This is a genomic window from Pseudorhodoferax aquiterrae (genome assembly GCF_014652235.1).
GTDB lineage: Bacteria > Pseudomonadota > Gammaproteobacteria > Burkholderiales > Burkholderiaceae_C > Pseudorhodoferax > Pseudorhodoferax aquiterrae.
This window is the reverse complement of record NZ_BMYK01000044.1, coordinates 17,730-34,168: the sequence shown is the minus strand read 5'-3', so window position 1 is coordinate 34,168 and position 16,439 is coordinate 17,730. Positions and strand designations below refer to the sequence as shown.

The 16,439-nt window shown below is 64.4% G+C and carries 15 protein-coding genes and 1 pseudogene; 11 read left to right on the top strand and 5 right to left on the bottom strand.

Features of this window, described 5'->3' with window-relative positions; genetic code table 11:
* Nucleotides 1–284 precede the first annotated feature (284 nt).
* Complete coding sequence (locus IE209_RS31870; protein ID WP_189690877.1) at nucleotides 285–539, bottom strand: DUF378 domain-containing protein; 255 nt, start codon at nucleotides 537–539, stop codon at nucleotides 285–287.
* A gap of 240 nt (nucleotides 540–779) precedes the next feature.
* Here IE209_RS31870 and IE209_RS31865 point away from each other — a divergent pair, with 240 nt between their 5' ends.
* The 5 genes from IE209_RS31865 to IE209_RS31845 all read left to right on the top strand — a co-directional run bounded on the left by IE209_RS31865 (nucleotide 780) and on the right by IE209_RS31845 (nucleotide 3,238).
* Nucleotides 780–1,049, top strand: coding sequence for a hypothetical protein (locus IE209_RS31865; RefSeq protein ID WP_189690876.1), 270 nt, complete (start codon nucleotides 780–782; stop codon nucleotides 1,047–1,049).
* Nucleotides 1,050–1,067: 18 nt separating this feature from the next.
* Nucleotides 1,068–1,328: a hypothetical protein gene (locus IE209_RS31860; RefSeq protein WP_189690875.1), complete on the top strand. Its 261-nt coding sequence runs from the start codon at nucleotides 1,068–1,070 to the stop codon at nucleotides 1,326–1,328.
* Nucleotides 1,329–1,521: 193 nt separating this feature from the next.
* Entirely contained in the window at nucleotides 1,522–1,893 is a 372-nt protein-coding gene (locus tag IE209_RS31855; protein ID WP_189690874.1) for a nucleotidyl cyclase domain-containing protein, read from the top strand.
* Between the two features lie 206 nt (nucleotides 1,894–2,099).
* A complete protein-coding gene (locus IE209_RS31850) occupies nucleotides 2,100–2,984 on the top strand; it encodes an SDR family oxidoreductase (RefSeq protein WP_189690873.1) in 885 nt (294 codons plus the stop codon).
* Between the two features lie 44 nt (nucleotides 2,985–3,028).
* A complete protein-coding gene (locus IE209_RS31845) occupies nucleotides 3,029–3,238 on the top strand; it encodes a hypothetical protein (RefSeq protein ID WP_189690872.1) in 210 nt (69 codons plus the stop codon).
* A gap of 2 nt (nucleotides 3,239–3,240) precedes the next feature.
* Here the strand turns inward: IE209_RS31845 and IE209_RS31840 are convergent, their stop codons facing one another.
* Nucleotides 3,241–6,039, bottom strand: coding sequence for a PAS domain-containing protein (locus IE209_RS31840; RefSeq protein WP_189690871.1), 2,799 nt, complete (start codon nucleotides 6,037–6,039; stop codon nucleotides 3,241–3,243).
* A 290-nt stretch (nucleotides 6,040–6,329) separates the two neighbouring features.
* Here IE209_RS31840 and ku point away from each other — a divergent pair, with 290 nt between their 5' ends.
* The 5 genes and pseudogenes from ku to IE209_RS34475 form a co-directional block, all read left to right on the top strand.
* Nucleotides 6,330–7,265, top strand: coding sequence for a non-homologous end joining protein Ku (ku, locus tag IE209_RS31835; protein ID WP_189690870.1), 936 nt, complete (start codon nucleotides 6,330–6,332; stop codon nucleotides 7,263–7,265).
* Nucleotides 7,262–8,137, top strand: a complete 876-nt coding sequence (locus tag IE209_RS31830) for a tetratricopeptide repeat protein (protein WP_189690869.1) — start codon at nucleotides 7,262–7,264, stop codon at nucleotides 8,135–8,137. The genes ku and IE209_RS31830 overlap by 4 nt, the downstream gene beginning before the upstream one ends.
* A 752-nt stretch (nucleotides 8,138–8,889) precedes the next feature.
* Nucleotides 8,890–9,174 carry a hypothetical protein gene (locus IE209_RS31825; RefSeq protein ID WP_189690868.1) on the top strand — a complete coding sequence of 95 codons (285 nt, stop codon included), beginning with the start codon at nucleotides 8,890–8,892 and terminating at the stop codon, nucleotides 9,172–9,174.
* A 57-nt stretch (nucleotides 9,175–9,231) separates the two neighbouring features.
* A complete protein-coding gene (locus IE209_RS31820; protein ID WP_189690867.1) occupies nucleotides 9,232–9,606 on the top strand; it encodes a response regulator in 375 nt (124 codons plus the stop codon).
* 167 nt (nucleotides 9,607–9,773) lie between these two features.
* A pseudogene (locus tag IE209_RS34475) lies at nucleotides 9,774–9,905 on the top strand (GYF domain-containing protein); the annotation flags it as partial.
* A gap of 116 nt (nucleotides 9,906–10,021) precedes the next feature.
* Here IE209_RS34475 and IE209_RS31815 read toward each other — a convergent pair.
* Nucleotides 10,022–10,207: a DUF3606 domain-containing protein gene (locus tag IE209_RS31815; protein ID WP_189690866.1), complete on the bottom strand. Its 186-nt coding sequence runs from the start codon at nucleotides 10,205–10,207 to the stop codon at nucleotides 10,022–10,024.
* Between the two features lie 343 nt (nucleotides 10,208–10,550).
* On the opposite strand from IE209_RS31815, the gene ligD reads away from it, so the two are divergent.
* A complete protein-coding gene (gene ligD / locus IE209_RS31810) occupies nucleotides 10,551–13,976 on the top strand; it encodes a DNA ligase D (protein WP_189690865.1) in 3,426 nt (1,141 codons plus the stop codon).
* Here the strand turns inward: ligD and IE209_RS31805 are convergent, their stop codons facing one another.
* Complete coding sequence (locus tag IE209_RS31805; protein WP_189690864.1) at nucleotides 13,977–14,375, bottom strand: hypothetical protein; 399 nt, start codon at nucleotides 14,373–14,375, stop codon at nucleotides 13,977–13,979.
* Nucleotides 14,376–14,543: 168 nt separating this feature from the next.
* Nucleotides 14,544–16,217 carry a diguanylate cyclase gene (locus IE209_RS31800; protein ID WP_189690863.1) on the bottom strand — a complete coding sequence of 558 codons (1,674 nt, stop codon included), beginning with the start codon at nucleotides 16,215–16,217 and terminating at the stop codon, nucleotides 14,544–14,546.
* Nucleotides 16,218–16,439 lie beyond the last annotated feature (222 nt).

Here is a 16,439-nt window from a genome sequence, read left to right as displayed (position 1 = left end):
GTGCTAGCTTTGCGTACCGTCACTTATTGCACTGAAAACGAGGAGACCCCGACCTTGCGGCTTGGGGTCCGCATCAGCGGCTGGTTCGTCGCGCGAGTCGTCCACGCCGCTGGTGGGTTGACCTTTGACTGCCTGGTCGGCTTGTGCGCGCCTCAGCGTGGCCTCCTTCTTTGAGGGCGTTGCAGCGGTGCCTGGCCCATGGCCTGTCTTGCCTTCTCCGTCGTTCATGATGTACTCCTGTCTTGAGGTGGCACAGCGACGGCCCCCAGGGGAGCCGAACTCGGTCAGCCGCGAGACCGGCGGAACAGCAAAGAGATGCTGTAGAGAGCCGACACGCCTACAAGCGCATAGACGATGCGCGATGCGGTCGTCATGGTGCCAAAGATGGCAGCGACCAAGTCGAAATTGAAGACACCGACGAGGCCCCAGTTCAGGCCCCCCACGATCAGAAGCAGCAGAGCCACATAGTCAACCGGATTGAAGATTCGGGGTGCCGCGCTGGTCGGGTAGCCGATAGCAGAGGGATAGCTTGAAGCCATGTGAGTTCCTGGTAGGTGGATGGGAGCTGCCAGTGGGCGGCTTGGCCGGTTCGGTCAAGGGAGTCTTAGTTCGCGACGCCGTGTGAGGAAATGGCCCGCCTTCGCCAGCTGCACTGGAGCGGCGCGCCATTGCCGTAGCAACGTGCAGGCAGAAGAGATTGAGCTGTCGGGCCGTCGGCCTACATCGCAGTGATGGCGCTGCTCGTACTTTGGCAACAAGGCTGACTGCTGGAGAACGACATGGACAAGGCAGAAACGCAGCGACTGTCCGAGATGCAGGCGCACGAGCCCACTGCCACCTGCAAAGCTTTGCGCGACAGCGGCTTCGCAGACCTGGCTGAAGACTGGATCGCCTCACGCAACGAGTTCGAAGCGCAACGCAAACAGTCGCCAGTCGAGGTGCCGGGCACCTTGCTGCAAGCCTATGCGCGCATGCGCATGTGCTGGTTCAAGATCGGTCAGCTCAAGGAAGCAGCGCTGCGGCGCCTGGACCACCGGGACCACCACTAGCCCATCGAAGGAGCATTCATGGCAGACACCCCCAGCACCAGCGGTGAGGGCTCGCGACCGACGACGGACGGAACGGTCGCCAACATCGGCGCAGGCGGCAAGCTCGACGTCGGCCGTGCCGCGACCGGCGAACCAAACGTGGGTCCGGCCAACCCGGAAAGGATGCAGGACAAGCGGGCGGATGCGCAAGCTGCTGAGCACGATGACTCCGTCCCGCTGGGGCTCCACGGCAACCAGCACGCTCAGACCAACCAGGAGCCGCCGGCGACCGGCGGCTGAATGGAATATGCAAGGGCCGCAGGCGCGGTCTGTTGACGATCTGCAACTGGTCTGGCCTCCAGTCGCCACCACCGGCGCTTCCACGGCCTCGGCATTCGTCGCTGGAGGTGGGGTGATGGGCGCTCAGTTGCGGCGCCGTCCGTGGCACACGACGCCACTCGGTCCTATAGAGGGCTGGCCGCTCGCCTTGCGCGTGATCGTCGAACAGATCATGTGCTCGCGCTTCGCGGCGGCCTTGTGCTGGGGACCAGCGCTGACCACGATCCACAACGATGCCTTCGTTCCCATCCTGGGCAACAAGCCGCCAGGCTTCGGCCAGCCGTTCGCCGTCATCTGGTCGGAAGCGTGGGACCAGATCGAGCCGATGGTGTCACGCGCTCTCAACGAAGAAGCGACCTTCATGAAGACTTCCAGCTGGAAATCTTGCAACGTCGCCACTGGCGAGCTTCTGGTCCAGCAGGCCGACGCGGCGCTCTACCAGGCCAAGCGCGAGGGGCGTAATCGCGTGGTTGTCGCCGCTACTGTCGGGAACAAGGCGATGGATCGCGGCGACGCCTGCGCTTGACGGTGCGGATCAGCCTCGCACGGCCGAACCGCTGGTGGCTTCACATTTTCGCTTCACCGCCACGGCACCTTGGCCGACGTTGCGCGTCGTCTTCGGCGCTCGCCTGGTCCCGCGTGACAACGCCACCATGGAGGCTACCTCAATGTTGAGGAACCACTTCCCGCAGCGCCATGCGGCCCGCTGCAAGCCTCATTCGGAGCACGCCTATGGCTGAAACCCTTTTGCAAGACCCGCGAACGAAGTATCCGGTGCCCCCGTTTCCCAAGCAGCACCAGGATGTGCCGGGCAGGCAAAGCGCGATGCAACCTGTGCCTGACTGCGGCGAGGACAGCTATGTCGGGTCTGGAAAGTTGACGGGACGCAGGGCCGTCATCACCGGCGGCGACAGCGGCATCGGCCGTGCTGTGGCCATCGCCTACGCGCGCGAGGGAGCCGACGTCCTCATCTCTTACCTGGACGAGCACGACGACGCCGAGTCCACGGCGCAGATCGTGCGCGACGCAGGCCGCCGGTGTGTCCTCGTCTCGGGCGACATCCAGGAGCAGGTGCATTGCCAGGCAATCGTCCAGCGCGCCGTCGATGAGCTGGGCGGCGTCGACATCCTGGTCAACAACGCCGCGTTCCAGATGTCGCACAAAGACCTGCAGGACTTCTCGGCCCAGGAACTGGAGCGCACCTTCCGGACCAACGTGTTCGCGACCTTCTTCCTGACGCAGGCCGCAGCGCCGCACATGGCGCCGGGCAGCAGCGTCATCAACACGGCATCCATCAACGCGGACAAGCCCAACGCCACCTTGGTGGCCTATGCTGCGACCAAGGGAGCGCTGCAGAACCTGACGGGAGGGCTGGCACAGTTGCTAGCCGAGAAGGGCATCCGCGTGAATTGTGTTGCGCCCGGGCCGGTCTGGACGCCCCTCATTCCCAGCACCATGGACGCGGAGAAGGCCTCCAAGTTCGGCGAGCAGGTACCGTTCAAGCGACCCGCCCAGCCCGCAGAGCTCGCTGCAGCGTATGTGATGCTAGCGTCCGAAGGTGCTTCGTACATGTCGGGCGCCACAGTGGCCGTGACGGGGGGCGTGCCTCTCATCTGAGAGGCGCTGCTGCCCGCCCGCCCCTTCAATGCTTGGAGATTGGCATGGACCTGACGGCTGCGCCCGTCCGCAAGGAGGCGTCGTCCAAGGCGTTGAGTGACAACGCTCGCGACGAGACATGGGATGCACAAACCAGTTGGCGTGCGCGCGACCAGGCCGAACGTGCGGCGGAGCGTAGCGCTCTCAGCTGGTTGGTGTTCTTCGGTTGGATGGCGATGACAGCGCTGGTTTTCCTGGCGGTCGTCTTCTTCTGAGGTCACACGGTCTTCGACCCGGCACGGGCCAGACGGCCTTGGGCACGACGAATCGCAAGCTCGACTGCGTCGATGTCGAAGGGCTTGCGCAGCAGGAGGCCACGCTGTCCGATGGCATCGCGAAGCTCATCTCCATCGGCGTAGCCGCTCATGAAAATGACCTGCATGGTCGGGTCGACGGTGCGGGCGAGGTTGGCCAGCGCCACGCCGTTCATGCCGGGCATGGCGAAGTCGGTCAGCAGGATGTCCATCCGCTCCTTCTCTAGGACGACGAGCGCATCCTCGCCCGAGCTTGCCTCCACCACATCATGACCTAGGGTCCGGAGCAGCTCGACGAGCGGTCCGCGGACAGCGTTGTCGTCGTCGACGACCAGCATGCGGGATTGAGCAGCGGTCGAAGCATCTGCCCTGAGCGGCGCATGGGCCGACGAGCCTGCATCCTTCTCCGCGCGTTGCAAGGTGATAACGACCGTGGTTCCCGAGCGTCCATCGCTCTCAATGCGGACGGAGCCGCCGACTCGGGTGGCCATGGCGTAGACCTGGGCCAGGCCCAGCCCGCTGCCCTTGCCAAGTGGTTTCGTGGTGAAGAACGGTGCGAACGCTTTGCCAATGAGCTCCGGGCTCATGCCCGTGCCGCTGTCCGTCACGGACAGTTCCACGGCCTCGCCAATCGCCCGGCCAACGATGACCACGTCGCCCCCGTTGGGCATCGCGTCGCGTGCATTGACCGCCAGGTTCAGCAGGCCCATCTCCAGCTGCGTCGTCTCCGCGAGAACCGACACGTCCTCACAGTCGACCTGCAGGCGCACAGTCGCTCCAAGCGTGGTGCGCAGGAGGTCGTGCATGTTGTCGAGCAGCTCGCGCAAGCGCAAGGACTGCTCGCCGACCGGTTGACGCCTGGAGAACGCCAGCAGCTGGGCCGTGACGCGCGAGGCCTTGCGGGTCAGCTCGATGCCGCTCCCGGCCCACGCACGCACGCTGTCGGCGTGGTCTGCGCGGCGCCGCATTAGCTCGAACTTCGCATTCAGCGCCTGCAGGACGTTGTTGAAGTCATGGGCCACACCACCGGTCAGCAGGCCGATGGACTCCATGCGTCGGGCCTGCTGCAGTACCTCTTCGGCTTGGGCAACCCGCGCCTCGGACTGCCGACGCGCGGTTACCTCATAGCCGAACTGGAAGGCGCCGGCGAGACGGCCATCCGCAGCGTACAGGGGCTGGAAATGCAGCTCGTACCAGCGGCGCGAGAGATGCGGGTCGCCGAATTCCGCCTCGACCACGAACGACTCGCCGGCCAGGGCGCGCTGCCATACCCGACGGGCGTCCTCTTGCGAGCTGGGCAGGTGCGCCAGCAGCCCCATCAGGTTGTCGCCGACCTTGGGCTTGACGCCGTAGATGTTCTCAAACTCCGCAACATTGCCACGGTTGCTGGCGAGCACTTTAAAGTCGGTGTCGATGACCTGGATGAGCGCATCAGTCCCCTCCACGACATCGACCAGAATCTTGCGTTCCGCGAGGTAGCTCTCCAGGCGCTGACCCAGAGCTTCGTTGAGCTCGCGCAGGCGTTCATCGTTGCGCTTGCGGAGGGTGATGTCCATGGCCGTGCCCAGCACCCGCACGCAACGGCCGTTGGCGTCGAAGGTGCCATGCCCCTTTGCCGCGACCCAGCGAATGACGCCGTCGTCCCGGCCGACCGTGCGGTACTCGACGTCGTAGAGGCTGCGCTGCGCGGGGTCGATGGCTGCTTGGTAGGCTGCGAAGGTTGCCGCTCGGTCGTCTGGATGCAGCGCCTCGTAGAAGTCCTTCTCCACGGTCACCGGTCCCTCGGTGAAGATGCCGAACATCGCGCGCACGTTGGGCGGCCAGTACAGCGTCCCCGCCACCGTGTCGACGTCCCAAAAGCCTACCTCGCCGGCCTCCGCGGCGAGGCGGACCTGCTCCTCCCGGAAGGCCAGCGCCTGTTCGGCAAGCACGCGCTCGGTGACATCGACGCCTACCGCCATGACGCCTCTCGGGGTTCCATCGGCATCGAACGTGGGCTGGTAGACAAAGTCCAGCCGCCGCTCCTCAAGTGCTGCATCGGGGCCTCGGGCGAGCAGGATGCGCGCGGCGCTCGCGCGGTAGGCCTGCCCAGTGGCGAGCACCTCGTCGAGGCGCGGTAGAAAGCCTTGCCCCTGGAGTTCCGGCAAGGCCTCACGCACAGGCATGCCGACAACCTCCCGCTGACCCACGAGCTGCCGGTAGGCGGGGTTCACGAACTCGAAGCGGTGCTCGGGCCCCGTGAGGGTGGCGATGAACACGGGGGCGCGTTCGAACAGCTCGGCCATGCGCTCGAAGTTGGACGTGACGCGTCGGCTCTCCAGAACCTTGGTGGTGGTTTCGTTGCACAGCACCAGAACACCGCCGACGCCGTTGGGAGCGTCCTCGTCGTCAATGCCGCCGTACGAGTACGTCCAGTACACCTCATCGAGCTTGCCGTGCCGGTATGAGGGCACTAGCTTGTCCTCGTGCCAGGTCGCGGGGCCACCCGCCTGGACCTGCTCGATGTCCGGTCCAATGATGTGCCACAGCTCGGGAAACGCCTCCCGACCTAGCCGTCCCAGAATGCCGGGGTGCTTCTCAGGACCAAGGGAGCGGCTATAGGCATCGTTGTAGAGGCACAGCAGCTCCGGCCCCCAGAAGATGAACACCGGGTGCCGCGTGCGGAGCATCATGGCCACGGTCGTGCGCAGGCTGACAGGCCAGGCCTCGGGCGCACCGAGCGAGGTCGAGGCCCAGTCGAACGACCGGATGCGCTCGGCCATGGGGCCATTCCCCGAAAGAAACCTTGGTTGTGTGGTGCGCGTTGACGGTGACTGTGCCATGCGGTTCGTCCTGGTCGGCACGGAGAGTCCTGCTCGCAGGCATCGCCCTGAGCCGTTCATCAGAACGTTGAAGTTTGCCGCAACTGTGGCCCTGCTGACTGCCGTGTCGGCCCGCGGGCTCGGTTCACTGCATCTGGCGCTGTTGTCCTACAGGCGTGCCCGCACGCTGTGAGCTGCCACGTGCTCATCGGGTTCGTAAGCTGGGGCACTTCGCGACCCAGGAGCGCTCCATGGCCACCGCCCGTTCCATCGCCTCGCTCACCCTGAGCTTCGGCCTGGTCAACATCCCGGTCCGGCTGTACTCCGCAGCGGAAAGCGGCTCCGACATCCGCTTCAACCTCTTGGGCAAGGACGGCTCGCGCCTGAAACAGCAGTACGTGTCCGAAAAGACCCAGAAAGTCGTGCCGCGCGCCGAGATGGTCAAGGGCTACGAGGTCGAGCGCGACCACTTCGTCCTGTTCAGCCAGGACGAGCTGAAAGCGCTTGAGGAAGCCAGCAGCCATGTCATCGACATCGTGGCCTTCATCCCCGAGAAGACCGTCGACCCGCTGTACTACGACAGGGCCTACCTGCTGGCTCCGGACAAGCGCGGCGGCAAACCCTACCATCTGCTGATGGCAGCCATGCGCAAGAGCGGCCGTTGCGCCCTGGCCAAGTGGGCGTGGAAGGCCAAGCAGTATGTCGTCCAGATTCGCCCGGCCGAGGATGGATTGGTGCTGCAGCAGTTGCGCTACGCCGACGAAGTGCGCATGCCCAGTGCCCTGGGCATCGAGAAGGCCGACATCAACGGCAGCGAACTGCAGTTGGCACTGCAGCTCATCGACCAAATCGCGCAGGACAGCTACGACCCTGCACAGTTCCAGGACGAGGAGAAGCAGCGTGTGCTCGCCGCCATTGACCAGAAGATTGCGGGCAAGCAGGTGGTCGCCTCGTCCCATCCGGAAGATGCCACCGGCGCAGGCGGCCAGGTCATTGACCTCATGGCGATGCTGCAAGCGAGCCTGGGCAAGACAAAGCCGTCTGACAAGGGCACGGCAGGCAAGCGCGCCGCCGCGCCGTCGAATGTCACCGCCATGGACGATGCAAAGTCACGCAAGACCGTCAAGCGTGCGCCGAAGTCGGTGCCCGCAGCGCCAGCGCCTGCACGCACGAGGGTCCGCAAGTGAGCACGACGGCAGAGCCGGAACTGAACTGGTCCCTGCGCAAGGTGGAACAGAAGCTGCGGCTGTCCCGGCGCATCGTCACAGGCCTCATGGCCGAAGGCTTCGTGTCCCCCACCCGGGGCGCGCGCAACGCGTTCCAGTTCTCGTTCCGCGACCTGGTGCTGCTGCGCACTGCCCATGGGCTGCGAAGCGCCCAGGTGCCGCCCAGAACCATTCTTCGCGCTCTGGGCAAGCTTCGCGCAGAGCTGCCGTCCTCGCTGCCCCTGACGGGCTTGCGCATCACGGCCGATGGCGGCAACGTGGTGGTTTGGGACGACCAGGTCCCGCGTGACGCCGTGAGCGACCAGCTGATGCTGGACTTCCAACTGGTCCCGGACGAGCAGGAGGAGCTCATAGTGCGGGAGACCACCGTGCCGAGAGTGGAACCGAACGGCGTGGAAGGTCCTTCGCTGGCGGAACTGGCATTTCGACGCGGTGAACTGTTGGAGGACATCGACCGCGCCGCGGCCGCCACGGCCTACCGGGACGCACTTGCCCGCGAGCCAGCGCACACGCATGCTGCCATCAACCTGGGCGCCCTGCTCTGCGAGGAGCGGCAATGCGAAGCAGCACTGAAGGTGTTCGAAGCTGCGCGGCGGGACGGGGCGCAGCATCCGTTGCTGTGCTTCAACCACGGCGTGGTCCTCGAAGACCTGGACCAACCGGAGGAGGCGTTGCGTGCCTACGATGAGGCGATTCGGCTGGACCCGCAATTCGCCGATGCGCACTTCAACGCTGGGATGCTCCGGCGGCAGTTGGGTGACGAGCGCGGAGCGCTGCGGCACTTGAATGCCTACCGCCGCCTATCCAGGGAAGTGGAAAGTGCGCCTCCGTAGCCCGCTGTTTCAGCGCATGTGAGACAGTGGCTCCTACCGGCTGACACAGATGCGAGCAGCTCCATATAGCCGCTCTACCGCCAGGGGTGCTGGGCAGAGTTCCTTGTTTGCGGCGTGTCACCGCGGGGCTCTCGCGCCCACTTTGCGAGGCTGTGCGCACCCCGTAGCCATCCCAAGGTCCAGGCCATCGACCGCATGTCCTCCAGCGACGAGCTGGGCGCGCTGTAGGGATTCATCGAGCGCGGCCGGCCCGACAGCGCATCGCTGCACCCTTCCCGGAATGCGACGTCGACCTGCAGTTCCATGGTCCCAATACGCGCTCACACGGCAACCGGATTGCTCGACGCGCAATGAAATGTTTCTGGCGCGTTGTCCTACAACACGCGACATCGACACATCGCCGGTTCACAGGGACACTGCAGTCGCAGTCTCCTTCGTGCCCTGACTGCCGAGTCACCCGCAAGCGCACCATCGAAGGTGTGCCATGGAGTTCCATCAAGCTTTCAGCGCTTGGGCAGACGCCCATCGGGCCGCGCAGGCAGCGGAAATGACGTTCTTTCGGCAGGCTGTGCACGGGCAGCCAGACGACTTGCAGCGCCGTCACGCCGAGCAGCTTCGCCTTGATGCATCGGAGAAGCTGCGTAACTTCGTGTCCTTCTCTGCGCGCGTCGCGCGGGCTTGCTCGGCACGGTGAAAGCGGTGACCCAAGCCACCGCTGACACGTGCGGCCGCTCTCACCGGCTCCCGTCCTGATGCACCAAGTTTTTCCACGGCAACTTCTTGAGCAGTGCAGCAACACGCTCGTTGACGCAGAAGCGAGCGATGAGATGCGCGCGCTGGCCAATGAGCTCGTGCTCAAGCTGCTGAGCCTTTACGACGACGGACGCCTTAACCGCGAAGTTCTTCTGTTGGCTTCGGACTCACTGTCGCTGATTCCCGATTTGGAGCATGACGTCGCACAGCTGCGCGCCGCTGTCGGCGAAGGTACGAGCAGCCCAGCGCTGCTCATGGAAGGCCGTCCTACGACCAGCAGCTGAGGGACGTGCCAGCCTTGGCACCATGCCCAAGAATGAAGCTGCGTCTGGCACATCGACATGCCTGTTCGCATATTCCTCGTTGAAGACAACCCCGTGATTCGGGAGAGCCTCACCGAAACCTTGTCCGACCTCTTCAGTGTGGAGATTGTCGGCTTCGCAGAGGGGGAGACGGAGGCCATCGTCGCGATGCAGCCCCTCGAGTGGGATTTGGCATTGGTCGACCTGTTTCTGAAGCAAGGCTCGGGGTTGGGTGTCGCACGCGCTTTTAAGTCGCGCGGACCGCCCAGGCGCCTGTTTGTGGTGACAAACTATGCGACGGCGGACATGCGCACCCGTTGCGCGGAAGTGGGCGTCGATGCTCTGTTCGACAAGTCAGTGGAACTCGACGCGCTGTTCGATGCTGTAGGTGAGCTGGCGAGCTCTCGGCCCTGAGGTGCAGGTAATTGGTATGCGACCTCCAGCGCAGGTCACGCTGCTGGGCGCTGCTGTGGGCCGCCCTGCGCACCCGTAAGGCCTGCGCTGCATGCTCGTGAATTTTCACTGTCGATAGGAGCTTCCGGCCGATTGTGGAAGAGCCGCGGCTTTGCTACGTTGGCCACATGACGTACATCGACGCACCGGACGCCTTGTGGTGGTACTTGGCAGAGCGCAAGCAAGGCCCTGTCAGCACCGAGCGGCTCCTTCAGCTCCTCGCCACGGGCCAGGTCACCTATGACACCCTCGTCTGGCGCAGCGGTCAGGCATCCGTTTCCGCGTGGCTGCCGCTGGGACTGGCCATCGGCCATTACGCGCGCGGAGGGATAGCCGAGGACGTCAGCGCGAACTGGTCGCTTGAACGCGGTCCGCTTCAGCGCTTCGCGTCCCTGAGGTACTGCTCGACCTTATCGGCGCTGCTCCCAACCGCTTGGACCGCCTCTTTCAGTCGTTCAGGAGTCACGCTCAACTTGCTGGCCCAGTCCCGCAGTTCGTAGTCCTCGTTTACGTTGATGCGGGTGCGGTCGGAACCGCCGGACTTGGTCTTGTCGTCAGCCATGGTGTTCTCCAACTTGAATGGACAGGTTAGGAAGAGCATGCCCGTGGCCCACATCGTCCACCACTAGACGCCTTCCACTTTGCGAGCCGGAAAACGCTGACCGTCCAGAGCCGACGGCCACGGCCGACGGCACTTCGTGCCAGACGCTGACTTCCACCGCCACCTCAAGCATGCAGCATCAAAGCGCGAATGCGGAGGACTCTATGCGCAAGATGATTTTCATGGCTGTCGCCGGCTTCCTTTGGAAGAAGCTCCAGGCGCGTCACGTCGGTAGGTCCGCCAGCAGTCACGGCAAGTACGGCCGCCTCTAGCCCGGGCCGTAGGAGCGACCTGAACAGACGCCATGCGCGTCGCCACTTGGAACATCAACAACGTCGTCAAGCGCATCGACCTGCTCTGCGCCTGGCTGGCGCGCACGCGGCCCGACGTGGTGGCGTTGCAGGAGCTCAAAACCCCCACCGCCAGTTTTCCCGTTGAGGAGCTTCGGGTTTTGGGCTACGAAGCCCTCGTCGTCGGGCAGCGCACTTGGAACGGCGTCGCGCTCCTGGCTCGGGGCCACGAACCGCTGCCGGTGGTGACCGCACTTCCTGGCGACCCCAGCGACAGGGAAGCGCGCTACTGTGAGGCGGCCATCAATGGCGTGCTCTATGCCTGCCTGTACTTGCCCAACGGCAATCCGCAACCAGGGCCCAAGTTCGACTACAAGCTGCGCTGGTTCGAGCGCATGCGCATGCGAGCACAGGAGCTTTGGGACTCGGGCCAGCCGGTCGTCCTCCTGGGCGACTGGAACGTCGTGCCAACCGATAACGACATCTACAAGCCCGACACCTGGCGCGACGATGCGTTGCTGCAGCCCGAGCCACGCAAGGCGTTCGCCAGCATCCTTTCCCAGGGCTGGACCGATGCGCTCGAGAGCGTGCATCCGGGTGGCAAGCAGTTCAGTTTCTGGGACTACCGCCGCAAGCGCTGGGAACGCAACGCCGGGCTGCGCATTGACCACATCCTGGTCGGCGCAGCGCTGAAGGTCGTAGATGCTGGCGTGGACCGCGACGAGCGGGGCCGTGAAGGCGCAAGCGACCACGCTCCCGTATGGGCTGAAGTTCAGCAGGCATCGCCCAAGCGGCAGACGAGGCGCGCAACGTCCGCTGCAGCGACCACTGCCCCCAAGCGCGCGAGTCCCGCCGAAGACCCGCCGCCAGCAGAGCCTCTCGCGCGTTACAACGCCAAGCGCGACTTCACCAAGACGGCGGAGCCTAGCGGCACCACGCCACGCGGCAGGCAGACCGGCAAGCGCAAGCAGCTGGCGTTCGTCATCCAGAAGCACTGGGCTTCGCGCCTGCACTACGACCTGCGCCTGGAGCTGGGCGGCGTCATGGTGTCCTGGGCCGTCCCCAAGGGCCCCTCCTATGACCCAGCCCTCAAGCAGATGGCCATCCATGTCGAGGACCACCCCATCAGCTACAACGCCTTCGAGGGCGAGATTCCCAAAGGCGAATATGGCGGGGGCACGGTCATCGTCTGGGACCGAGGGACCTGGGAGCCCGTCGGCGACCCGCAGGAGGCGATGGCCAAGGGCAAGCTCATCTTCAAGCTGCACGGCGAGAAGCTCGCCGGGCTGTGGGAGCTGGTGCGCATCTCCAAGCCTGGCGAGAAGAAGCAAGAGCAGTGGCTGTTTCTCAAGAAGCGCGGCGACGCCTGGGCCCGGCCGAGCACCGAGTACAACGTCATCACGGCGCTGCCGGACAGCGTCGTGGCCAAGCCACTCGGCTTGGTCGAGGAGCGCGAGCCCCGCGAACGTCCTCGTGCCTCGCGCCCCTCCCCTGCCGAGGCGGCGCAGCACATCCAACGGGGCGCGGACGCGGCCTTGCCCGCCAAATTGCAGCCGCAGCTGGCAACGCTGGTGTCTTCTGTGCCCCCTGGCGACTGGGTGGTTGAAGGCAAGTTCGATGGCTACCGGATGCTGGCCCGCATCGAGGGAGGTCGGGCGAGGCTGTTCACCCGCAACCGCCATGACTGGACCGACAAGCTGCAGCCCATCGCCGACGCCCTGGCCGAACTGGGCTTGGACAGCGCCTGGCTGGACGGCGAGATAGTGGTGCTGAACGAGGCGGGCATCCCGGACTTCAACCTCTTGCAGAACGCCATCGACAACACGCGGACGGCAAACGTGGAGATGTTCCTGTTCGACGTGCCATTCCTGGGCGGCAAGGACATTCGCGAGGTGGCCTTGGCGAGCCGGCGCGCGGCCCTGCAAGAGCTCCTTGAGAGAAACCAAAGCAGCATCCTGCATTTCAGCCAGGCCTTCGACGTGGTCCCGGGCGACCTGCTCAACGCCGCCTGCCGGATGGGCATGGAAGGGGTCATGGTCAAGAAGGCGGACGCGCCGTACGTTTCCGGTCGCACGGAGACCTGGCTCAAGCTCAAATGCCAGAACCGGCAGGAGTTCGTGGTGGTTGGCTACACCGACCGCGCCGGCGCCCCTGGTGAAGTGGGCAGCCTGCTGCTTGGCTTTCACGAAGGAGGCGAGTTGCGGTTCGCGGGCTCCGTCGGCACGGGCTGGGGGTCCGCCAAGGGCCGGGAGTTGAAGCAGGCCCTGTCCAAGCTGGCCGTGGACGCGCCGACCGTCGATACCGAGGAAGCCAAGCCCGGTCGCTGGTCCAAGCGGCGCGCGGGCGAGGAACGCTGGGTCCAGCCCAAGATGGTCGTGGAAGTTACCTTCTCCGAATGGACACCGGATGGTCGCATCCGGCATCCGGTCTTCCGGGGCGTGCGCACCGACAAGCCGCCGAACCACATCATCCGGGAGCGGCCGAAGGCTGCAGGTGGCAAAGCCAGCGCCCCTTCCTCACCTCCCGCCAAATCGACCATCAAGGTCACCAACCCGGAGCGGGTCATCGACCCGTCGACCGGCCTGCGCAAAGTCGACCTCGTGCACTACTACGAGAGCGTCGCTGACTGGATGCTGCCGCACCTGAAGGGGCGGCCGGTCTCCTTGGTGCGCGGGCCCAGCGGTATCACGGGCGAACTGTTTTTCCAGAAGCACGACGACAAGTTGTCCATCCCGCACGTGCGCAACCTTCCCGCGCACCTGTGGCCGGGTCATGCCGAGCTGCTAGAGGTCGCCGATGCCAAGGCGCTCATCGCGTGCGCGCAGATGAACGTCATTGAGTTCCACACCTGGAACTCTCTGGCCAAGAACATCGACAAGCCCGACCGCATCGTCTTCGACCTGGACCCTGGCGAGGGCACGCCGTGGGAGCACGTACAGGAGGCGGCCATCCTCGTGCGCGCCATGCTGGAACAGTTAGGGATGCAGTCCTGGCTGAAGACCTCCGGCGGAAAGGGCCTGCACGTGGTCGTGCCGCTGAGCCCGCGACTGGATTACGACACGGTCAAGAATTTCTCCCAAGCAGTGGTCCAGCACCTTGCCCGCACCATTCCGTCGCGCTTCGTAGCCAAAAGCGGTCCCAAGAACCGGGTGGGCAAGCTTTTCGTGGACTATCTGCGCAACGGCCATGGGGCCACCACCGCCGCGGCCTTCTCGGCCAGGTCGCGCCCGGGACTGGGCGTGTCGATGCCGCTCGCCTGGGAACAGCTGGCGGAGCTCAAGAGCGGGTCTCAGTGGACGATTGCGACGGCTAGGGAGTACCTCAGCTTTCAGCAGGAAGACCCCTGGGCGGACTACTGGAGGACCCGTCAAACCCTGACCAGCGCAGCGAGGATCCTCGGAGCGTCGCCAGGAACACGAAAGTCGACCGCTCGCGATTGATCACTCAGCTGGAAGCGGGTCAGGGCACGACAGGCCACATCGCATGCCGGAGGATCTGACCGATCTGTAGTTGTACCGCCGCCTGATGGCATCCAAATGCTGTTGGACATTGGCGATTACGGCGTTCTCCGGGTCCGGCTTGCCTGCCGGATGTGACTGCATGACCAACGTGTTGGCCGCAAGCACATCAGCGTCAGCGAACCGTTCTGCAATCCATTGATCCATGCTGTGCGCGCCAAGACGCACTGTGACACGCAAAGCTTCCACCGCGGCACCCTGGCTCCAGCGCTCAGCCTGATGAAGAACAAGGCCTGCGAGCAACAACGTTGCGCCGCCGAAGGCCAGTACGCTGATCACGAGGCGCCATGGAACCCGAATGGGTCGAACCAGAATGTTCACTGCACACTCCCAACGGCGTTCGTTTTGCACCCCTTCCCGACGCCGTCCGCGACGCCTTTCGCACGGCACCAACATTCATGCCGGCGCTTCGGACCTCTTCAAAACCGAGGTCGCTGCAGCATCCGCTGTTTGACGGCCCGGCTCACGCCTGACCTCAACTCACTTGACTCAGGCGGACACGACCCGGTTGCGTCCAGAACGCTTGGCGACGTACAAGGCGCCATCAGCAAGGCTGACCAGTTGCTCTCCAGAGTCAGTGGCGTGTGAATCCACAGCAGCCACACCGATGCTGACGGTCACCGACACGTTGACGGGTGGATCGAACGCGGTGTGCTGCACCGTTTCTCTTACCCGTTCGGCCATGCTCAGGGCCTGCTGGTAGTTCGCCCCTGGCAACAGGAGCACGAACTCCTCACCTCCCATGCGGGCAGCGAGGTCGCCTGCTCGATTCGGAAACGTCGTCAGGATTTCCGCCATCCTCTTCAGGACCGCGTCGCCCACCTGGTGGCCATGCGCATCGTTGAGCATCTTGAAATGATCGATGTCCAGGATCATCACGGCCAATGGGACCCCTTCCCTCTGCGACCGACGAAACTCCAGTTCGAGCGCCTCGTCGAGCTTTCGGCGGTTGGCCAGCCCGGTCAGGCCGTCGGTCATCGCGAGTTCCAGCAGACGATGCTTGGCACACTCGAGTTCGTCCTCGATGGCTTTGCGCGCATTGATCGCCCGTGCGTTGATCACGAAACGCGGAAGTCCCGTTCGATCGTCTGGAAGCTTGCGCGCCCGTGCCTCGATCCAGACGTAGCTTCCGTCGCGGTGAAGGGCACGTGCCCGGTAGTCCACCTCCTGGCGCTCTCCAAGTGCGTGCAGCTGTTTGGCGACCTGCAGTGCATCCTCGGAGTGGCAAAAGTCCGCCACAGGCTTGCCGACGACGTCCTCGTCGTTCCAGCCAAGGAAGTCCCTCAGCGCAGGTGAAGCATAGGTGACGGTTGCGCCGACCACATAGAGGATGATGTCCTGCGAGTACTCGGCAAGCAGACGGTAGCGTTCCTCGGTCCTGGCCAAGGATGCCTGCTGCTGCCTGAAGCTGGTGACATCGGCGTGGATGAGATAGCTCAGGCCCTCGCCCTCAGCGCGCTGCTCGACAACACGGACACATCGCCCGTGTGGCAGCTGGAGCTCGAAAGGAAAACCGACAAAATGACGCCGGTCGTTGAGCAGCTTCAAACCTTCGCCCAGCGCACCGTCGTCTGCGTTTCCACCCCACGCGGACTCGAGGATCTGCTGCATTCGCCGTCCGATCGCCTGCGCGGACGTGCCGAACCCGTACAGGCCAAGAAAGGCAGCGTTTGCCCACACGATCGTGTCGCTGGGGTCGACGACCGCCACACCATCTGCCAGGCGATCAAGGATGTTGGTCGCGTCGACGGTCACGCTGTTCGCCGCAGGCGGCAGCGGTGCGGCAACACCATTGGAAAGAGTGCTCACCTTCTTCCATAGACGGATGCGGCCCAAAACAGCCGCGTCGATGGAAACGACGCGCAGCCGAAAGCCTCCATGGTCAAACTCGTACGGAGTCCTCTGGGACCTGTATCTTTGCAGCCCTTCGTCGACGAGCCGCTCCATGGAAGACGCACTGAGCTTGCCCAGCCTGCGCTCGTAAAAGCGTCGAAGGATGTCGCGGGCGGTGTCGCCAATCTGGATGTTCCCGAGCTGCTCCGGAAAAAATTCCAGGAAAGCCGTGTTCCAACAGCGCGCGCGCTCCTCCCCGTCGAACGCGCACAACCCGACGTCAAGGCCATCCATCGCCACACCCATGGCGCGCAACAGGGCGTCCTTCATCGAACCGTCCTTGATTCCAATGCCAGAGCCGCCCCAACTCCAGCCGTACAGGGACTACGTCAACTTCATCATTCCGGCACGCCGCAGTAGGGGTGCGGCGGCAGGCTCACTTTGGGTGCGAATGCCCGGGGATGTCAACTTCTTTCGTGTTGTGTTTGTTTCCGGTGGCGAAGCAGACGTTCGATGAGGTGGTCGCTGACGTTCATGCCTTGCCTTCGGACG